Genomic DNA, 19,415 nt, shown 5'->3' on the forward strand with positions numbered 1-19,415 from the left:
CCAACCGACCCCGAAGCGGAGAACCATGCCCCACTCCACCGACCAGGTCATCGAGGCGTTCCGGGCGTCGATGAAGGAGAACGAGCGGCTGCGCAGGCTCAACCGGCAGCTCGCCGCCGGTCGCGCCGAGCCGGTCGCCGTCGTGGCCATGAGCTGCCGGTTCCCCGGCGGCGTCACCTCGCCCGAGCAGCTGTGGGACCTGGTGGCCGCCGGGGTCGACGCGGTGGGCCCGCTGCCCGACGACCGGGGCTGGGACCCGGCGGACCTGGCCGTGGGACCGACCCGCGAGGGCGGGTTCGTGTCCGGAGTCGCGGACTTCGACCCGGCGTTCTTCGGGCTCACCCCGCGCGAGGCGCTGGCGATGGACCCCCAGCAGCGGCTGCTCCTGGAGACGTCGTGGGAGGCGTTCGAGCGGGCCGGGCTGGACGCCGCCGCCCTGCACGGCAGCCGCACCGGCGTGTTCGTCGGCACGAACGGCCAGGAGTACCTGGACCTGCTGGCGGCGACCGGCGAGGACGGCAGCCCGCACGCGGGCACCGGCAACGCGGCGAGCGTCGTGTCCGGCCGGCTGTCCTACACGTTCGGGCTGGAGGGCCCGTCGGTCACCGTGGACACGGCGTGCTCGTCGTCGCTGGTCGCGATCCACCTGGCAGCGCAGGCGGTGCGGGCGGGGGAGTGCTCGCTGGCGCTCGCCGGCGGCGTCACGATCATGGTCAAGCCCACCGCGTTCGTGCTCTACGGCCGGCAGGGCGCGGTCGCGCCGGACGGCCGGTGCAAGGCGTTCGCCGAGGGCGCGGACGGCGTCGGGTGGGCCGAGGGTGTCGGCCTGGTGCTGCTGGAGAAGCTGTCCGACGCGCGCCGCAACGGGCACCCGGTGCTCGCGGTGCTGCGCGGGTCGGCGGTGAACTCCGACGGCGCGTCCAACGGGTTGACCGCGCCGAGCGGCCCGGCGCAGCGGCGGGTGATCCGCCAGGCGCTCACGGCGTCCGGGTTGTCCGCGTCCGACGTGGACCTGGTGGAGGCGCACGGCACCGGCACGGCACTGGGCGACCCCATCGAGGCCGGCGCGCTGCTCGCGACCTACGGCCGGGACCGCGCGCGACCGCTGCTGCTGGGGTCGGTGAAGTCGAACATCGGGCACGCGCAGGCCGCGTCCGGCGTGGCCGGGCTGATCAAGGTCGTGATGGCGATGCGGCACGGCACGGTGCCCGCGACCCTGCACGCCGAGAACCCGTCGCGGCGCGTGGACTGGTCGACCGGCGCGGTCGAGCTGCCGACCGCCGCCCGGCCGTGGCCCGAGACCGGTGCCCCGCGCCGCGCGGCCGTGTCGTCGTTCGGGGTCAGCGGCACCAACGCGCACGTGGTCGTGGAGGCCGCGCCCGCCGGGGAGGTGGAGGCCGGGGAGGTGGAGGCCGGGGAGGTGGAGGCCGCGCCCGCCGGGCCGGTGCCGTGGGTGCTGTCGGCGCGGTCCCGGGAGGCGTTGCGGGCGCAGGCCGCGCGGCTGCGCGACCACCTCGCCGCCGGGGGCGACCGGCCGTCCGACGTGGCCTTCTCGCTGACCGCCACCAGGACCGCCCTGCCGCACCGCGCCGTCCTGCTGGACCCGGCGGACCTGGGCGCGCTGGCCGGGGGCCGCCCCTCGGCGACGACCGCCGAGGGCGTCGCCGATCCCGACGCGGCCCGGCCCGTGTTCGTGTTCCCGGGCCAGGGCGCGCAGTGGGCGGGCATGGGGGCGCGGCTGCTCGACGAGTCGCCGGTGTTCGCCGCGCGGATCGGCGAGTGCGCCGACGCGCTCGCCCCGCACGTGGACTTCTCGCTGGTGGACGTGCTGCGCGACGGCCTCGCCCTGGACCGCGTGGACGTCGTCCAGCCCGTGTCGTGGGCGGTGGCGGTCGCGCTGGCGGCGCTGTGGGAGGCGCACGGGGTCCGCCCGGCCGCCGTCGTCGGCCACTCGCAGGGCGAGGTCGCGGCGGCGTGCGTGGCCGGCGGGCTGTCCCTGGGGGACGGTGCCCGGGTCGTCGCGCTGCGGGCGCGGGCGATCGGGCGGGCGCTGTCCGGGCGCGGCGGGATGCTGTCGGTGGCGCTGCCCGAGGCCGAGGTGGCCCCCCGGCTGCCGTCGGGGCTGTCGATCGCCGCCGTGAACGGGCCCGCCGCCGTCGTGGTGTCCGGGGAGCCGGCCGCGCTGGACGGGCTGGCCGCGTCGCTGGCCGCCGAGGGCGCGCGGGTGCGGCGCGTCGCCGTGGACTACGCCTCGCACTCGGCGCACGTGGACGCCGTGCGCGACGACCTGCTCGCCGCGCTGGCGCCCGTGCGGCCGGTGACCGGGACCGTGCCGTTCTTCTCCACCCGCACCGGGGACTGGTTCGACACCGCCGGCCTCGATGCCGGGTACTGGTTCGGGAACCTGCGCGAGACCGTGCGGTTCGAGCAGGCCGTGCGCGGACTGGTGGCGGTGGGGCACCGGGCGTTCGTCGAGGTCGGGCCGCACCCCGTGCTCACCGCCGCCGTGCAGGGGACCGCGGAGGCCGCGGGCGCGCCCGTCGCCGCCGTGGGCACGCTGCGGCGCGACGACGGCGGGTCCGACCGGTTCGCGCTGTCGCTGGGCGAGGCGTTCTGCGCCGGCGTCGCCGCGGACTGGTCGGGGTTCTTCCCCGGCGCGCGCCGGGTCGACCTGCCGACCTACCCGTTCCAGCGCACCAGGTTGTGGCCCGACCTGCCCGCGCCCGCGGTGGGCGGCCGGTACCGGACCGGGTGGACGCCGATCGGCCCCGGTCGCCCGCTCGACGGCACGTGGCTGGTCGCGGTGGCCGACGAGGCGTCGTGGTCCCCGGACGGCCCGGCGGCCCGCGTCGTGGTGTCCGCCGACGCCGGGGTGACCGCGGCCCGGATCACCGAGGCGCTCGGCGGTGTCGAGCCGTCCGGGGTGCTGGCGCTGACCGCCACGGACGACGGGGTCACCGGTGTCGCGCTGACGACGGCGCTGCTGCGCGCCCTGGGTTCCCTCGGCCTCCCCGCGCCGCTGTGGTGCGTGACGCGGGGCGCGGTGTCGACGGGTGACGACGACCCGGTGACCAACCCGGGCCACGCGGCGCTGTGGGGCCTGGGGCGGGTGGCCGCGCTGGAGCACCCGGAGCGCTGGGGCGGGCTGGTCGACCTGGCGGGCGACGAACTGCTCCTGCCCGACGCGCCCGAGGACCAGGTGGCGGTGCGGCGCGGTGGTCTGCTCGGCCGACGCCTCCTGCCGGTCTCCGGGACTCCCGCCACCCCCGGGCTGAGCGGCACGGTCCTGGTGACCGGCGGCACCGGCTCGGTCGGCTCGCGCGTCGTCCGCTGGGTGCTGGAGCACGGCGCGGAGCACGTGGTCATCGTCGCGCGGAACGCGCACGAGGCCGCGGAGGACGTGACGTCCGTCGCCTGCTCGGTCACCGACCGCGAGGCGCTGGCCGCCGCGATCGCCGCGATCCCCGCCGACCGGCCGCTGACCGCCGTGGTGCACGCCGCGCGCGTCGTGGCCGACGGCACGCTGTCCGCGCTGGACGACACGCGCCTGCTCGACCCGGTCCGCACGGCCCTGGCCGGTGTCCCGGTGCTGGACGAGCTGGCCGGGGACGTCCCGCTGGTGGTGTTCGCCGGCCTGGCGGGAGCGGTCGGCGGTCCGGGTCAGGCCGCGGCCGCGGCGGCGGACGCGGTGGCGGAGGCCGTCGTGCTGCGCCGCCGCGCCGCCGGGCGACCCGGGGCGGTCGTCGCCTGGGCCGAGTGGGCGACCGGGCGCGGCGCGGAGCTCGCGGACGCGCTTGCCTCGCGCGGACTGCCCGCGTTGACGCCGGAACGGGCCCTCGACGCGTTCGGCTCGGCCCTCGGTTCGGCGTTCGACGGCGGGCCCGCGCAACTCGTCGTGGCCGACTTCGGCTGGGAGCGGTTCGCGCCGTGGTTCGCCGCCGAGCGGCCCAGCCCGCTGTTCGCCGAGCTGGAGGCGTTCCGGAGGGGCCGCGCCGACACCACCGCCGGTGACGCCGCGGAACCGACCACCGGGCTGGCGGGCTTGCCCAGGGCACAGGCCGTGCGACGCCTGCTCGACCTGGTGCGCGACACCGCTGCCGCCGTGCTCGGCCACTCGTCCGCCGCCGAGGTGCCCGCGCGGCGCGCGTTCAGCGAACTCGGCTTCGACTCGTTGACCGCCGTCGAGCTGCGCAACCGGCTGCGGGCCGCCACGGACGCGCCGGTCCCCGCGACCGCCGTGTTCGACCACCCCACGCCCGAGGCGCTGGCCGCGCACCTCGCGGAACTCCTCCTCGGGCCGGCTGCCGTGGACGCCGGCCTCCCGGCCGCGGGCGGTTCCGCGCCGAGCGACCCGATCGTGATCGTCGGCATGGCGTGCCGCTACCCGGGCGGCGTCGCGGACGCCGACGGGCTGTGGCGACTGGTGGTCGAGGGGCGCGACGTCGTGGGGCCGTTCCCCACCGACCGGGGCTGGGACCTCGCCGGCCTGGGCACCACCAGCGCCACCGCCGAGGGCGGCTTCCTGGACGACATCGCCGGTTTCGACGCGGGCTTCTTCGGCATCTCGCCGCGCGAGGCGTTGTCGATGGACCCGCAGCAGCGGTTGCTGCTGGAGACCTCGTGGGAGGCGCTGGAGCACGCGGGCATCGACCCGGTCGGGCTGCGCGGCTCGTCCACGGGCGTCTTCGTCGGCGCGGTCGGCACCGACTACCGCCCGCCCGCCGACGTCCAGGGGCACCACCTGGCGGGCACGGTCGCGAGCGTGCTGTCCGGCCGCGTGTCGTACGCGTTCGGGCTGGAGGGCCCGGCGATGACGATCGACACGGCCTGTTCGTCGTCCCTGGTGGCGCTGCACCTGGCGGCGCGGTCGCTGCGGGCGGGCGAGTCGTCGCTGGCGCTCGCGGGCGGTGTGATGGTGATGTCCACGCCCGCCGCGTTCACCGGGTTCACCGCGCAGGGCGGCATGGCCGCCGGCGGGCGGTGCCGGTCGTTCGCCGAGTCGGCCGAGGGCACCGGCTGGTCGGAGGGCGTCGGCGTCCTCGTGCTGGAGCGCCTGTCGGACGCCCGCCGCAACGGCCACACCGCGCTCGCCGTGGTCCGGGGGAGCGCCGTCAACTCCGACGGCGCGTCGAACGGCCTGACCGCGCCGAACGGGCCGGCGCAGCAGCGGGTGATCCGGGCGGCGCTGGCCGACGCGGGCCTGGCACCGTCCGAGGTGGACGTGGTGGAGGCGCACGGCACCGGCACGACCCTGGGAGACCCGATCGAGGCGCAGGCCGTCCTCGCCACCTACGGCCAGGACCGCGAGCGGCCCCTGCTGCTCGGCTCGGTCAAGTCGAACCTGGCGCACGCCCAGGCCGCCGCCGGCGTCGCCGGGATCATCAAGGTCGTGCAGGCCATCCGGCACGGCCTGGTGCCCGGCACGCTGCACGTCGACCGCCCGTCCCCCCACGTCGACTGGGAGTCCGGCGCGGTGCGGCTGGTCACCGGGGCCACCGCGTGGCCGGAGACCGGCAGGCCGCGCCGGGCCGGCGTGTCGTCGTTCGGGGCGAGCGGCACCAACGCGCACGTCGTCGTGGAGCAGGCCCCGCTCGCCGAGGCGCGCCCGGCGACCACCGCGGGCCCGGTGCCGGTGCTCCTGTCGGCCGCCACCCCCGAAGGGCTGCGCGCGCAGGCCGAGCGGTGGCTGGACCTGGACGCCCGCGCCCTGGGCGACCTGGCCTTCTCGGCCGCGACGACCCGCGCGCACCTGGAGCACCGCGCCGCCGTCGTGTGCGCGGACCCGGCCGGGCTGCGGCACGGCCTGGCCGTGCTCGCCGCCGGCGACACCGCGCCGGACGTGCTGGTGGGCCGGGCCGACCGCGTGCCGACGACCGCGTTCGTGTTCGCCGGGCAGGGCGCGCAGCGGGCCGGCATGGGGGCGGAGCTGGCGCGGTTCCCCGTGTTCACCGCCGCGTTCGAGGAGGTGCGCGCACGCCTCGACGTGGACGTGCGGTCGGGCGACCCGGACGACACCGGCGTCGCGCAGCCCGCGCTGTTCGCGTTCGAGGTGGCGCTGTTCCGGCTGGTCGAGTCGTGGGGCCTGCGCCCGGACGTGCTGGTCGGGCACTCGGTGGGCGAGATCGCCGCCGCGCACGTCGCGGGCGTGCTGTCGCTGGACGACGCGTGCCGCCTGGTGTCGGCGCGGGCCCGCCTGATGGCCGCCCTGCCCGCGGGCGGCGCGATGCTGTCGGTGCGCGCCCCCGAGGACGTCGTCGCGCCGCTGCTGCCGGACGGCGTGGTCGTCGCCGCGGTCAACGCGCCGGACGCCGTGGTCGTCGCGGGCCCGGCGGACGCGGTGGCCGAGGCCGGGCGCCGGCTGGCGGGGTTCCGCACCCGACCGCTGCGGGTCAGCCACGCGTTCCACTCGCCCCTCGTCGAACCCGTGCTGGACGACCTGCGCGCCGCGCTCGACGGCATCGCGTTCGCGCCGCCCGCCGTCCCGCTGGTCTCCACGGTGACCGGCGAGCCGTCCGACATGTCCACAGTGGACTACTGGGTGCGCCAGGTGCGCGAACCGGTGCGCTTCGCCGACGCGGTCGCCGCGCTGGACGCGGACACCGTCGTCGAGATCGGCCCGGACGGCTCGCTGTCCGCCGCCGTGCGGGACACCGCCGGCCCGGACGTGCTGGTCGTGCCCCTGGCCCGCCGCGACGGCGCGGAGGACACCACCCTGCTCACCGGCCTGGCCCGCCTGCACACCCGCGGCGTCCCGGTGGACTGGGCGGCGGTCCTCCCCGGCAACCGGGTCGCGCTGCCGACCTACGCCTTCCGCCACGAGCGGTACTGGCTGGCGCGGTTCGCCGCCGACGAGGTGGGCACGGTCGGCCTCGACGCCACCGGGCACGCCCTGGTGGGCGCGGCGACCCCGCTGCCCGACTCGGACGGCGTGCTGCTCACCGGCAGGCTGTCCCGGCACACCCACCCGTGGCTGGCCGACCACCGCGTCGGCGACACGGTCCTGTTCCCCGGTACCGGTTTCCTCGACCTGGCGTTCCGCGCCGGCGACGAGGTCGGCTGCCCGAGCGTGGCCGAGCTCACCCTCGAACAGCCGCTCCTGCTGCCCGAGGCCGGCGCGGTGCGCGTGCAGGTCGTCGTCGGCCCGCCGGACGGGGCGGGGACGCGCACGCTGGCCGTGTTCGGCCGACCGGACGGCGACGACGCGCCGTGGACCCGGTACGCGGGCGGCCTGCTGTCCCCGCGGGCCGTGGAGGGCGTGGCGCTGGACGGGGCGTGGCCGCCCGCCGGGGCCGAACCGATGGACCTGGACGGCTTCTACGAGCACCACGCCGAGCGCCACTTCCACTACGGCCCGGTGTTCCGCGGCCTGACCGCGGTGTGGCGGCGCGACGAGGACGTGTTCGCGGACGTCGTGCTGCCCGGCCACGAGCAGGGCGCGGCGGAGGGCTTCGGCCTGCACCCGGCGCTGCTCGACGCGGCCCTGCACGCCATCTCGTTCGCGCACCCCGACACCGACCCGAAGCAGCTGCCGTTCTCCTGGACGGGGGTCGCCCTGCACGCCACGGGCGCGGGCCGGCTGCGGGTGCGGCTCGCGTCGTCCGGACCCGACTCGGTGACCCTGACCGTCGCCGACACCACCGGCGCCCCGGTGGCGACGATCGGCGCGCTGGTGCTGCGCCCGGCCGACACGGGGTCGCCGCGCGGCCGGGCCGACGGCCTGCACTCGCTGATCTGGACCCCGGTCGACACCGCCGGGGGGGTCGGGGCGGTGGAGCCGGTGGTGTTGGGTTCGGGCACCCCCGAACTGCCCGGCCGGCGCGTGGCCGACGCCGCGGCCCTGGCCGCGGAACTCGCCGCGGACGCACCCGCGCCCGCCTTCGCGGTGCTGCCGGTGCCCGCCGAGGAGGGCGTCACCGCGTCCGTGCTGGAGGTCCTGCGCGACTGGGCGGCCCGCGACGACCTGGCGGCGGTCCCGCTGCTGGTGCTCACCCGGGACGCGGTCGCGGCGAGCCCGTCCGACGCGCTGACCGGGCTGCCGGCCTCCCCCGTGTGGGGGCTGGTGCGCTCGGCGCAGTGGGAGGAACCCGGCCGGTTCCTGCTCCTCGACCACGACGGCGGCGCGGACGCCGCGCTGCTGGCCGCCGCCGTCGCCTCCGGCGAGCCGCAGGCCGCCGTGCGCCGGGGCGCGCTGCTCGCGCCGCGCGTGGTGCGGCCCGCGCCCGGTGACGTGGTGGCCCTGCCGTCCGCGTTCGGCGTCGGCGAGGGCTGGCGGCTCGACGCGACCGGCAGCGGCGCGGTCGACGGGATCGCGGCCGTGCCGGTGCACGTGCCGGCCCCCGGCCCCGGCGAGGTGCTGATCGGGATGCGCGCGGCGGGCGTGAACTTCCGCGACGTGCTGTCCGTGCTCGGTCTCGCGGCGGGCGCCGAACCCGGCCCGCTCGGCGTCGAGGGCGCGGGCGTCGTGCTCGAAGTCGGGCCGGGCGTCACGGACCTCGCGCCCGGCGACCGGGTGATGGGCGTGCTGTCCGGCGCGTACGGTCCGCGCGCGCTGGCCGACCGCCGCACCGTCACCAGGGTGCCGGACGGCTGGTCGTGGACCGAGGCGGCGACCGTGCCGATGGCCTACCTCACCGCGTACTACGCGCTGGTGGACCTGGTCGGGCTCAAGCCCGGCGAGTCGGTGCTGGTGCACGCGGGTGCGGGTGGCGTGGGCATGGCCGCCATCCGCCTCGCCCGGCACCTCGGGGCCGAGGTCTACGCCACGGCGAGCCCCGGCAAGTGGGCCGCCCTGCGCGAGCTGGGCCTGCCGGACGAGCGGATCGCGTCGTCGCGGACGCTCGACTTCGCGGACGCGTTCCGGGCCGCCACGGGCGGGCGCGGCGTCGACGTGGTGCTCAACTCGCTGGCGGGCGCGTTCACCGACGCCTCGCTGGAACTGCTCGCGCCCGGCGGGCGGTTCGCCGAGATGGGCAAGTCCGACGTCCGCGACCCCGCCGACCACCCCGGCATCACCTACACGGCGTTCGACACGGTCGAGGCCGGTCCGGACCGGCTCGGGCGGATGTTCGCCGAACTCCTCGACCTCGGCGCGGTCCGGCCGCTGCCCGCCACCACGTGGGACGTCCGGCGCGCGCCCGAGGCGTTCCGGCACGTCAGCCAGGCGAAGCACACCGGCAAGGTGGTGCTCACCCTGCCCGCGCCGTGGCGGGCCGACGGCACCGTGCTCATCACCGGCGGCACCGGCGCGCTCGGGTCGAGGCTGGCCCGGCACCTGGTCGCCGAGCACGGCGCCACCCGGCTGCTGCTGCTCGGCCGGCGCGGCCCGGACGCCCCCGGCGCGGCCGAACTGCGCGCGGAGCTGGGTGACGCGGGCGCGCGGGTGGACGTGGTCGCGTGCGACGCCGCCGACCCGGACGCCGTGGCCGCCGTGCTGGCCGCCGTGCCCGCCGAGCACCCGCTGACCGCCGTGGTGCACGCGGCGGGCGTCCTCGACGACGGCGTGCTGTCCGCGCTCACCCCGGAACGGCTCGCGACCGTGCTGCGGGCCAAGGCGGACGCGGCGCTCGTGCTCGACCGGCTCACCCGGGACGCCGACCTCGCCGCGTTCACCACCTACTCGTCCGTCGTCGGCACGGTCGGCGGTCCCGGGCAGGGCAGCTACGCCGCCGCCAACGCGTTCCTCGACGCCCACGCCCAGCACCGCCGGGCGCGCGGCCTGCCGGGCCAGTCCCTGCGGTGGGGCCCGTGGACGGCCGAGGCGGGCATGACCGCGGCCCTCGGCGGCGCGTCGGGCCGTTCCGGCACCCGGCCGCTGTCGTGGGCCGACGGGCACGCCCTGTTCGACGCCGCGCTGGCCGCCGCCGACCCGTCCCCGCTGCCCGTGCGGTTCGACCAGGCCGGGCTGCGCGCCAACACCGACCTGCCGCCGCTGCTGAGCGGCCTCGTCACCGGGGCGGCCCGCCGGTCCGCCGCGACCGAGGCGGCGGACGCGGGGTCCTTCGTGGACCGGTTGGCCGGGTTGACCGCGGGCGAGCGCAGGCGCGCCCTGGTCCGGTTCGTGCGCGAGCAGGTGGCCGCCGTGCTCGGGCACCGGTCCCCGGACGCCGTCGAGGCCGACCGCGGCTTCACCGACCTCGGGTTCGACTCGCTGACCGTGGTGGAGCTGCGCAACCGCGTCAACGGCGCGACCGGGCTGCGGCTGGCCGCGACCACCGTGTTCGACCACCCGACCCCGACAGCCCTGGCCGCGCACCTGCTGTCGCTGCTGGAACCCGGGTTCGAGTCCGTGCCGGACGCGCACCTGGCCGACCTCGCCGCCCTGGAGGCCGCCGTGTCCGGTGGCCTGCCCGAGGCGGCGCGGGACGAGGTGGCGGGCCGGCTGCGCGCCCTGCTCGACCTGCTCGGCGGTGGCGGGGACGTGCCGGTCCCCGCCGGCGGGGCGGGGTTCGTCGACGTGATCGACGACGCCAGCGACGACGAGATCTTCGAGTTCATCGACCGCGAGCTGCGCGGTACGTGACGCCCGACCGCGAGAGGGACCCCGATGGCCAGCGAGAACCAGCTCCGTGACTACCTGAAGCGGGTCACCGCCGACCTGCACCGCACCAGGACCAGGCTCGACGAGGTGCGGGCCCGGGCCGTGGAGCCGGTGGCCGTCGTCGGTGTCGGCTGCCGCTTCCCGGGCGCGGCCGGGCCCGCCGCGTTCTGGGACCTGGTGGCGTCCGGCGCGGACGCCACCACGACGGTCCCCGCCGACCGGGGTTGGCCCGCCGCGCACCGGCGGTGGCGCGGCGGGTTCCTCGACGGCGTGGACCTGTTCGACGCGGACTTCTTCGGCATCCCGCCGCGCGAGGCCGTGACCATGGACCCGCAGCAGCGGCTGCTGCTGGAGACGACGTGGGAGGCGGTCGAGCACGCCGGCATCGACCCGTCGTCGCTGCGCGGCTCGCGGACCGGCGTGTTCGTCGGCACCAGCGGCCAGTCCTACCCGGAGCTGCTGCGCGGGTCGGCGCAGCGCGACGAGGGGCACGTCAGCACCGGCAACACGGCGAGCGTGCTGTCCGGGCGGATCTCCTACGTGCTGGGCCTGCACGGGCCCACCGTCACCGTGGACACCGCGTGCTCGTCGTCGCTGGTGGCCCTGCACCTCGCCGTGCGGGCGCTGCGCGGCGGCGAGTGCGACCTGGCGCTGGCGGGCGGCGTCGCGGTGGTCGCCGCGCCCGAGGTGTTCGGCGAGTTCGACCGGCAGGGCGGGATCGCGGGCGACGGGCGGTGCAAGGCGTTCTCCGCCGACGCCGACGGCACCAGCTGGGCCGAGGGCGTCGGCGTGCTGGTGCTGGCCCGGTTGTCGGTGGCGCGGTCGCTCGGCCACCCGGTGCTGGCGGTCGTGCGCGGGACGGCGGTCAACTCGGACGGCGCGACCAGCGGGTTGACCGTGCCCAACGGACCGGCGCAGCAGCGGGTGATCCGGGCTGCGCTGGACGACGCCGGGCTCGCCCCGTCCGACGTGGACCTGGTGGAGGCGCACGGCACCGGCACGTCGCTGGGGGACCCGATCGAGGCGCAGGCGTTGCTCGCGACCTACGGCCAGGGGCGCGCGACCCCCGTGTGGCTGGGGTCCGTGAAGTCCAACATCGGCCACGCCCAGGCAGCGGCCGGCGTGGCGGGCGTGATCAAGGTCGTGCAGGCGCTGAGGCACGAGCTGCTGCCGCGCACCCTGCACGCCGACGAGCCCACCCCGCACGTCGACTGGTCGGCGGGCGCGGTGTCGCTGCTGCGCACCGAGCGCGAGTGGCCGCGCGGCGACCGGCCGAGGCGGGGGGCGGTGTCGTCGTTCGGGTTCAGCGGCACCAACGCGCACGTGGTCCTGGAGGAGGCGCCGCCCGCCGACACCCCGGCAGGCGTCCCGGTCGAGGCGCCGTCCGGGCTGCCCTACGTGCTGTCGGGCCGCACCCCGGCGGCGCTGCGCGCCCAGGCGGCGGCGCTGGCCGACTTCCTGGACCCGGCCGACGGCGTCCGGGACGCGGACGTCGCGCGAGCGCTGTCGACCGGTCGTGCGGCGTTCGAGCACCGGCTGGCGCTGGTGGGCGAGGACGCGGCGACGCGTCGTGCGGCGTTGACCGGCTGGTTGGCGGACGGGGCCGCCCCGGGAGCGATCACCGGGACCGCCGCCGCCGATCCCGGTGTGGTGTTCCTGTTCTCGGGGCAGGGTGCGCAGCGGCCGGGTATGGGGTTGGGGTTGGCGTCGCGTTTCCCGGTGTTCGCGGGGGCGTTGGACGAGGTGGCGGCGGTGGTGGACCCGTTGTGGGGTCGGTCGTTGCGCGGGGTGTTGGCGGCGGGTGGGTCGGACACGGCGTTGGTGCAGCCTGCCCTGTTCGCGGTCGAGGTGGCGTTGTTCCGGTTGCTCGGGTCGTGGGGGGTGCGGCCGGACTTCCTGGTGGGGCATTCGGTGGGGGAGTTCGCGGCTGCTCACGTGTCGGGTGTGCTGGGTCTTGAGGACGCGTGTCGTCTGGTGGTGGCGCGTGGTCGGTTGATGGCGGCGCTGCCCGGGGGCGGCGTGATGGTGGCGGTCGAGGCGTCGGAGGACGAGGTCGTCCTGTACCTGGGTGACGCCGTCGCCTTGGCGGCGGTGAACGGTCCGCGTGCGGTGGTGCTGTCCGGTGAGGAAGGGGCGGTGCTGGCTGCCGCGTCGGAGTTGGCCGGGCGTGGGCACAGGACGCGCAGGTTGTCCGTGTCGCACGCCTTCCACTCGCCGTTGGTGTCGCCGATGCAGCGTGAATTCCGGAAGGCGTTCGACGGGGTGTCGTTCGGTGCGCCGTCGATCCCGGTGATTTCGTCGGTGACCGGTGCGGTGGCGGACCTGGGGAACGCGGACTACTGGGTGGAGCAGGTCGTCGAGCCGGTGCGGTTCGCCGACGCCGTGCGGGCGGCGGTGGACGAGACCGGCGACGAGCGCGTCCTGGTGGAGGTCGGGCCGGACGCGACGCTGAGCGCCGCCGCACCGGGTGCGGTGCCGCTGCTGCGCAAGGGACGTGACGAGCGCCAGGCCGTCGTCGACGCGCTGGCGCGGCTGCACGTCGCGGGTGTGCGCGTCGACTGGTCGGCGCTGCACGGCGAGGGCGGGCACGTCGACCTGCCCACCTACCGGTTCCAGCGGGAGCGCTTCTGGCCCGACCCGCTCGACCGACCCGCCGACGGCCGCGAGCACGTGGTGGAGTGGGTGGCGCGCGAGGTCGGCGGCGCGCTCCGGGGCCCGTGGCTGGTGATCGGTCCGGACGCCGGCCTCGCGGCCCACCTCGCTGCCGAGCACCTGCCGCTCGACGGCGGCGCGGACCGGGCGGCGGTGGCCGCCCTGGTGGGGGAGCGCCGCCCCGGCGGGGTGGTGGTGACCGGCGGCCCGGCCGACTTCCTGGCCGCGTTCCAGGGTGTGGGGGACGCGGGCGTGACCGCGCCGGTCTGGTGCGTCACCCGGGGCGCGGTCGCCCTACCCGGCGACCCGCCCGCCGACCCGGCCCAGGCCGCGCTGTGGGGGTTCGCGGCCGTCGCCGCCGTCGAGCACCCGGACCGCTGGGGCGGGATCGTCGACCTGCCCGCGCACGGCGGCCCCGGTCGGCTGGCCGCCGTGCTGGCCGCCGGGGAGGACCAGGCGGCGGTGCGCGGTGACCGCGTGTTCGCGCGGCGGCTCGTCCCCGCCGAACCCGGGCCCGTCGGGAAGCGGGAACACGGCGCGGTCCTCATCACCGGCGGCACGGGCGCGCTCGGCCGGCACCTCGCCCGCAGGGTCGCCGACGCCCGCCGGGTGGTGCTGGTCGGCCGGCGCGGGGACGCCGACGACCTGACCGCCGAACTGGAGGAGCGCGGCACCCAGGTCACCGTCGTGGCCTGCGACCTGGCCGACCCGGCCGCGTCCGCCACCCTCGACGCGCTCGGCCCGTTCACCGGCGTTTTCCACGCCGTCCGCACGACCGTCGACGGGGTGCTGGACACCCTCGACCCCGTCACGACCGCCGCCGCGCTGGGCCGCGCCGCCGCCTGCCTGCGCACGGCCGCCGCCCTGGCCGAGGGGGCGGACGAGTTCGTCGTCGCCGCCCCGCTCGCCTCGCTGCTCGGCGCGCCCGGCCAGGCGTTCGACGCCGCGGTCGGCGCGCTCGCCGGCGCCGTCGCACCCGACGCGCTCGTGCGCTGGTCCCCGTGGGCCGGGGTCGGCGACACGGCCCGGGAGCGGATGCGCCGGGCCGGCATGGCGGTCCTCGACCCCGCCGACGCCCTCGCCGCCCTCGACCACCAGGCCCCCGACCACGCCGGCGGCCGGGTCGTCGTGGACGTGGACTGGGCTCGCTACGCCGCCGTCCTGCCCCGCCCGAACGCCCTCCTCGCCGCGATCCCGGCGGCGCGCACCCGCCCGAGCCCCGCACCCCGGGCCGGGCTGCCGGCCACCGCCGACCTCCTCCGCCTGGTCCTGGCCCGGGTCGCCGACGTGCTGGGCCACGGCTCGCCGGACGCGGTCGACCCGCGCCGCGCGTTCCAGTCGATGGGCTTCGACTCCCTCACCGCCGTCGAGCTGCGCACCGCGCTCGCCGCCGACCTCGGCCGCCCGCTCCCCGCGACGCTCGTGTTCGACCACCCCACGCCGGAGGCCCTGGCCGCGCACCTGGCCGGCGCGGACGACGCCCGCGAGGTCCGCGCCACCGCCGACGACCACGCCAAGACCGACCCGGTCGTGATCGTCGGCATGGGCTGCCGCTACCCGGGCGGCATCGCGTCACCGGAGGACCTGTGGCGGCTGGTCGTCGAGGGCCGGGACGGCATCACCGGTTTCCCCGTGGACCGGGGCTGGGACCTGGCCGGCCTGTTCGACGGCGGCGGCTCGTCCACCCGGCACGGCGGGTTCGTCGCGGGGGTCGACCGGTTCGACGCGGCGTTCTTCGGCATCTCGCCGCGCGAGGCGCTGGCGATGGACCCGCAGCAGCGCCTCCTGCTGGAGGTCACCTGGGAGGCGGTCGAGCGCGCCGGCATCGACCCGAGGTCGTTGGCCGGCACGGCCACCGGCGTGTTCGCGGGCAACAACGTCCACGACTACCCGCAGCTGCTGGGCGGGTCCGGCGCGGACGTGCTCGCCCACGTCGGCCTGGGCAACGCCACCAGCGTGCTGTCCGGCCGGGTCGCCTACCTGCTCGGCCTCGAAGGGCCGGCGGTGTCCGTGGACACCGCGTGCTCGTCCTCGCTGGTCGCCCTGCACCTGGCCGCGCAGTCGCTGCGCTCGGGCGAGTGCGACCTGGCGCTGGCGGGCGGCGTGCTGCTGATGACGACGCCGGCCGCGTTCATCGACTTCAGCACGCAGGGCGGCCTCGCACCGGACGGCCGCTGCAAGGCGTTCTCCGACGCCGCCGACGGCACCGGCTGGTCCGAGGGCGTCGGCGTGCTCGTCCTGGAGCGGCTGTCCGACGCGCGCCGCAACGGCCACGAGGTGCTGGCCGTCGTCAAGGGCAGCGCGGTCAACTCCGACGGCGCGTCCAACGGCCTCACCGCGCCCAACGGGCCCTCGCAGCAGCGGGTGATCCGGCAGGCCCTCGCCAACGCTGGCCTGGCCCCGTCCGACGTGGACGTGGTCGAGGCGCACGGCACCGGAACCGTCCTCGGCGACCCGATCGAGGCGCAGGCGATCATCGCCGCCTACGGGCAGGACCGCGAGCGCCCGCTGCTGCTCGGCTCGCTCAAGTCCAACCTCGGGCACGCGCAGTCCGCCGCCGGCGTCGCCGGGATCATCAAGGTCGTCCAGGCCATGCGGCACGGCACCGTGCCGAAGACCCTGCACGTGGACACGCCCACCACGCACGTCGACTGGACCGCCGGGTCCGTGGAACTCCTCACCGAGGCGCGGCCCTGGCCGGAGACCGGCGCCCCGCGCCGGGCGGGCGTCTCGTCGTTCGGCGTGAGCGGCACGAACGCGCACGTCGTCGTCGAGCAGGCCCCCGCCGCGACGCCGCCGCCGCGCGGACCCCGCCGCGCCGTGCCGTGGGTGCTGTCCGCCCGCACCCCCGCCGCGCTGCGCGACCAGGCCGCCCGGCTCGCCGCCCACCTGCGCGACGCCGACGCCGACCCGCGCGACGTCGCCCGCGCGCTCGCGGTGGGCCGTGCGGCGTTCGACCACCGCGCCGCCGTGTCCGGCGACGAGGACACCCTGGTGGGGGACCTCGCCGCGCTCGCCGCCGGCGAGCCGTCGCTCGACGGGGTGGTGACCGCGCCCGCGCGCGTCGCCCTGCTGTTCTCCGGGCAGGGCGCGCAGCGGCCCGGCATGGGGCGCGAGCTGGCGGGGGCGTACCCGGTGTTCGCCGCCGCGCTGGACGAGGTGCTCGCCCACCTGGACCGCGCGCTCGCGCGGCCGCTGCGGCCGGTCCTGTTCGCCGAACCCGGCACGCCCGAGGCAGACCTGCTCGACCGCACCGAGTTCACCCAGCCCGCGCTGTTCGCGGTCGAGGTCGCGCTGTTCCGCCTGGTCGAGTCGTGGGGTCTGCGGTCGGCCGTCCTCGTCGGCCACTCCGTCGGTGAGATCGCCGCCGCGCACGTGGGCGGTGTGCTGTCCCTGGCGGACGCGTGCGCGCTGGTCGCCGCGCGCGGCGCGCTCATGGGCGCGCTGCCGCCCGGTGGGGCGATGATCGCCGTCGAGGCCACCGAGGACGAGGTGTCGCCGCTGCTCACGCCCGGTGTGTCGATCGCCGCGGTGAACGGCGTGCGGTCGGTCGTCGTGGCCGGCGACGAGGCCGGGGCGGAGACCGTCGCGGCCGGGTTCGCCGCCCTCGGCCGAAAGACTAGGCGTTTGCCGGTCTCGCACGCATTTCACTCACCACGTATGGACACCGTGGTGGAGGACCTGGCCCGGGCGGCGCGCGACGCCGTCACCGGACGGCCCGCCGTGCCCGTCGTGTCCACGGTGACCGGCCTGGTCGCCGGGGACGACTGGGGCGGCGCGGAGTACTGGGCCGGGCAGGCGCGCGCGGCCGTGCGCTTCGCCGACGCGGTCCGGACCGCCGCCGACCTCGGCGTGGACGTGTTCCTGGAACTCGGGCCGGACGGCGCGCTGGCCGCCCTCGCGGGCGACGCCACCGGCAGGCCGTCCGTGCCGCTGCTGCGCCGCGACCGCGCGGAGGACGCCGCCGCCGCGTCGGCGCTGGCCCACCTGCACGTCCACGGCGTGCCGCTCGACTGGGACGCCGTCTTCGCCGACCTGGGCGCGCGTCCCGTCGACCTGCCGACCTACCCGTTCCAGCACCAGGGCTTCTGGCCGGAACCGGCCGCCCGGCCGAGTCAGGTGGGCGACGACTGGTGGACCGCCCTCACCGCCGACGACCCGGCCGCCGCGCTCGGCGTCGACCGGGAGGCGGTGGACGCCGTGCTGCCCGCCCTGGCCGCCTTCCGCGACCGGAGCCGCGAGCGCGCCGCCGCCGACCGCTGCCGGTACCGGATCGCCTGGACCCCGGTCCCCGACCCGGCTCCGACCGACCGCTCCGGCCGCTGGCTGGCCCTGGTGCCGGCCCACCTCGACCGGGCGTGGGCCGACGCCGCCCTGGCCGCCCTCGGCGCCGTCGAGGTGGTCGAGGTGGACGACGCGACCCGTGACGGGCTGGCCGGGGCGGTGCGCGGTCACCACGACCTGCGGGGCGTGGTCTCGCTGCTCGGCGCGGCCGACGACGGGCCGCCCGCCGGCCCCGCCGGTGTCGGCGCGACCGTCGCGCTCGTCCAGGCCCTGGGCGACACCGGCACCACCGCACCCCTGTGGTGCCTGACCAGGGGCGCGGTGTCGACCGGCCCCGACGAACCCCTCCGGGCGCCCGCCCAGGCGGGCGTGTGGGGCCTCGGGCGCGGGGTCGCGCTGGAGCACCCCGACCGCTGGGGCGGCCTGGTCGACCTGCCCGTCGAGGTCGACCGCGCCACCGCCGGCCGGCTGGCCGACCTGCTCTGCGGACCGGCGGGCGAGGACCAGGTGGCCCTGCGCGGCACCGGGGTGCACGCCCGCCGGCTCGTGCCCGCCCCCGGTGGCCCCGGCGGCACGGACCCCGCCGCCGACGGCACCGTCCTGATCACCGGCGGCACCGGTGCGCTCGGCGGCTGGATCGCCCGCGACCTGGCCCGCGCCGGCGTGCCGCACCTGGTGCTGACGAGCAGGCGCGGGCTCGACTCGCCCGGCGCCGGTGCGCTGCGCGACGACCTGGTCGCCCTGGGCGCGCGGGTGGACGTGGTGGCGTGCGACGCCGCCGACCGCGACGCCCTGGCCCGCCTGGTCGGCGACCTGCCCGAGCTGACCGGGGTGGTGCACGCGGCGGGCGTGCTGGACGACGGCATGCTCGACGACCTCACCCCCGGGCGGCTGGACGCGATGCTCGCGGCGAAGTCCGTCGCCGCCTGGCACCTGCACACCCTCACCGAGCACCTCGACCTGACCCGGTTCGTGCTGTGCGCGTCCATCGCGGGCAGCCTGGGCGCGGGCGCGCAGGGCAGCTACGCCGCCGCGAACGCGCTGCTCGACGCCCTCGCCGAGCACCGCCGCGACCGGGGCCTGGCGGCGCTGTCGGTGTCCTGGTCGCCGTGGGGCGAGGCGGGCATGGGCGCGGACCCGGCCGTGGAGGCGTGGATGCGCCGCGCGGGCGTCACCCCGATCGCACCCGCGCTCGGCGTCTCCGCGCTCAACCAGGCGCTGCGCCTGGGCGACACGACGCTGACGCTCGCCGACGTCGACTGGTCGGTCTACGGGCCGGGCATCGACACCGTGCGGCCGACCCGCCTGTTCGACGCCATCCCGGAGGCCCGGCCCGCGACCGCCGACACCGCGACCGGTCGCGCCGAGGACTCCGGCGACCTCACCGCGCGCCTCGCCGCCATGCCCGAACCGGAGCGGGTGTCCACCCTGACCCGGCTCGTGCGCGGCGTCGCGGCGGCCGTCCTCGGGTACGGGGGCGCGGACGAGGTGACGGCCGACCAGGCGTTCGCCGACCTGGGCTTCGACTCGCTGACCGCGGTCGAGTTCCGCAACCGGCTCGCCGCCGCCACCGGGCTCGACCTGGCCCGCACGGTCGTCTTCGACTACCCGTCACCGGCCGCGCTGGCCGAACGCCTGCGCGCCCTGCTGCTGCCCGCCGTCGCCGAGGCGAGCCCGGACGACCGGCTGCTCGCCGAGGTCGACCGGCTGGAGAAGGCGCTGGCCGACCTCGGACCGGGCGAACCGGTCGCCCGGGGTCGGGTCGCCGAACGGCTCCGCGCCCTCGCCGCCCGCTGCGACGGCGCACCACGCGACACCCCGGACCTCGACACCGCCTCCGACGACGAGGTGTTCGAGTTCCTGGGCTCGGAGTTCGGCATCTCCTGACGCCACGCCCGCCCCGCACGTCACCACCCGCTGGTCCCCGAGGGAGTAGACACCG

At 77.8% G+C, this 19,415-nt stretch carries 2 protein-coding genes; both read left to right on the forward strand.

Annotated elements, in window-relative coordinates; all coding sequences use genetic code 11:
- Positions 1 to 25 precede the first annotated feature (25 nt).
- Positions 26 to 10,519 carry an SDR family NAD(P)-dependent oxidoreductase gene (locus J2S66_RS07640; RefSeq protein ID WP_310305560.1) on the forward strand — a complete coding sequence of 3,498 codons (10,494 nt, stop codon included), beginning with the start codon at positions 26 to 28 and terminating at the stop codon, positions 10,517 to 10,519.
- Between the two features lie 24 nt (positions 10,520 to 10,543).
- Positions 10,544 to 19,360, forward strand: coding sequence for a type I polyketide synthase (locus J2S66_RS07645; RefSeq protein WP_310305562.1), 8,817 nt, complete (start codon positions 10,544 to 10,546; stop codon positions 19,358 to 19,360).
- Positions 19,361 to 19,415: the final 55 nt, after the last annotated feature.

Origin of the sequence: Saccharothrix longispora, from assembly GCF_031455225.1 — a bacterium.
Taxonomy (GTDB): domain Bacteria; phylum Actinomycetota; class Actinomycetes; order Mycobacteriales; family Pseudonocardiaceae; genus Actinosynnema; species Actinosynnema longispora.

Excerpts from the sequence above, each read along its gene's own strand:
- J2S66_RS07645 (WP_310305562.1), top strand. The coding sequence starts at position 10,544 with ATGGCCAGCGAGAACCAGCTCCGTGACTACCTGAAGCGGGTCACCGCC.
- J2S66_RS07640 (WP_310305560.1), top strand. The coding sequence starts at position 26 with ATGCCCCACTCCACCGACCAGGTCATCGAGGCGTTCCGGGCGTCGATG.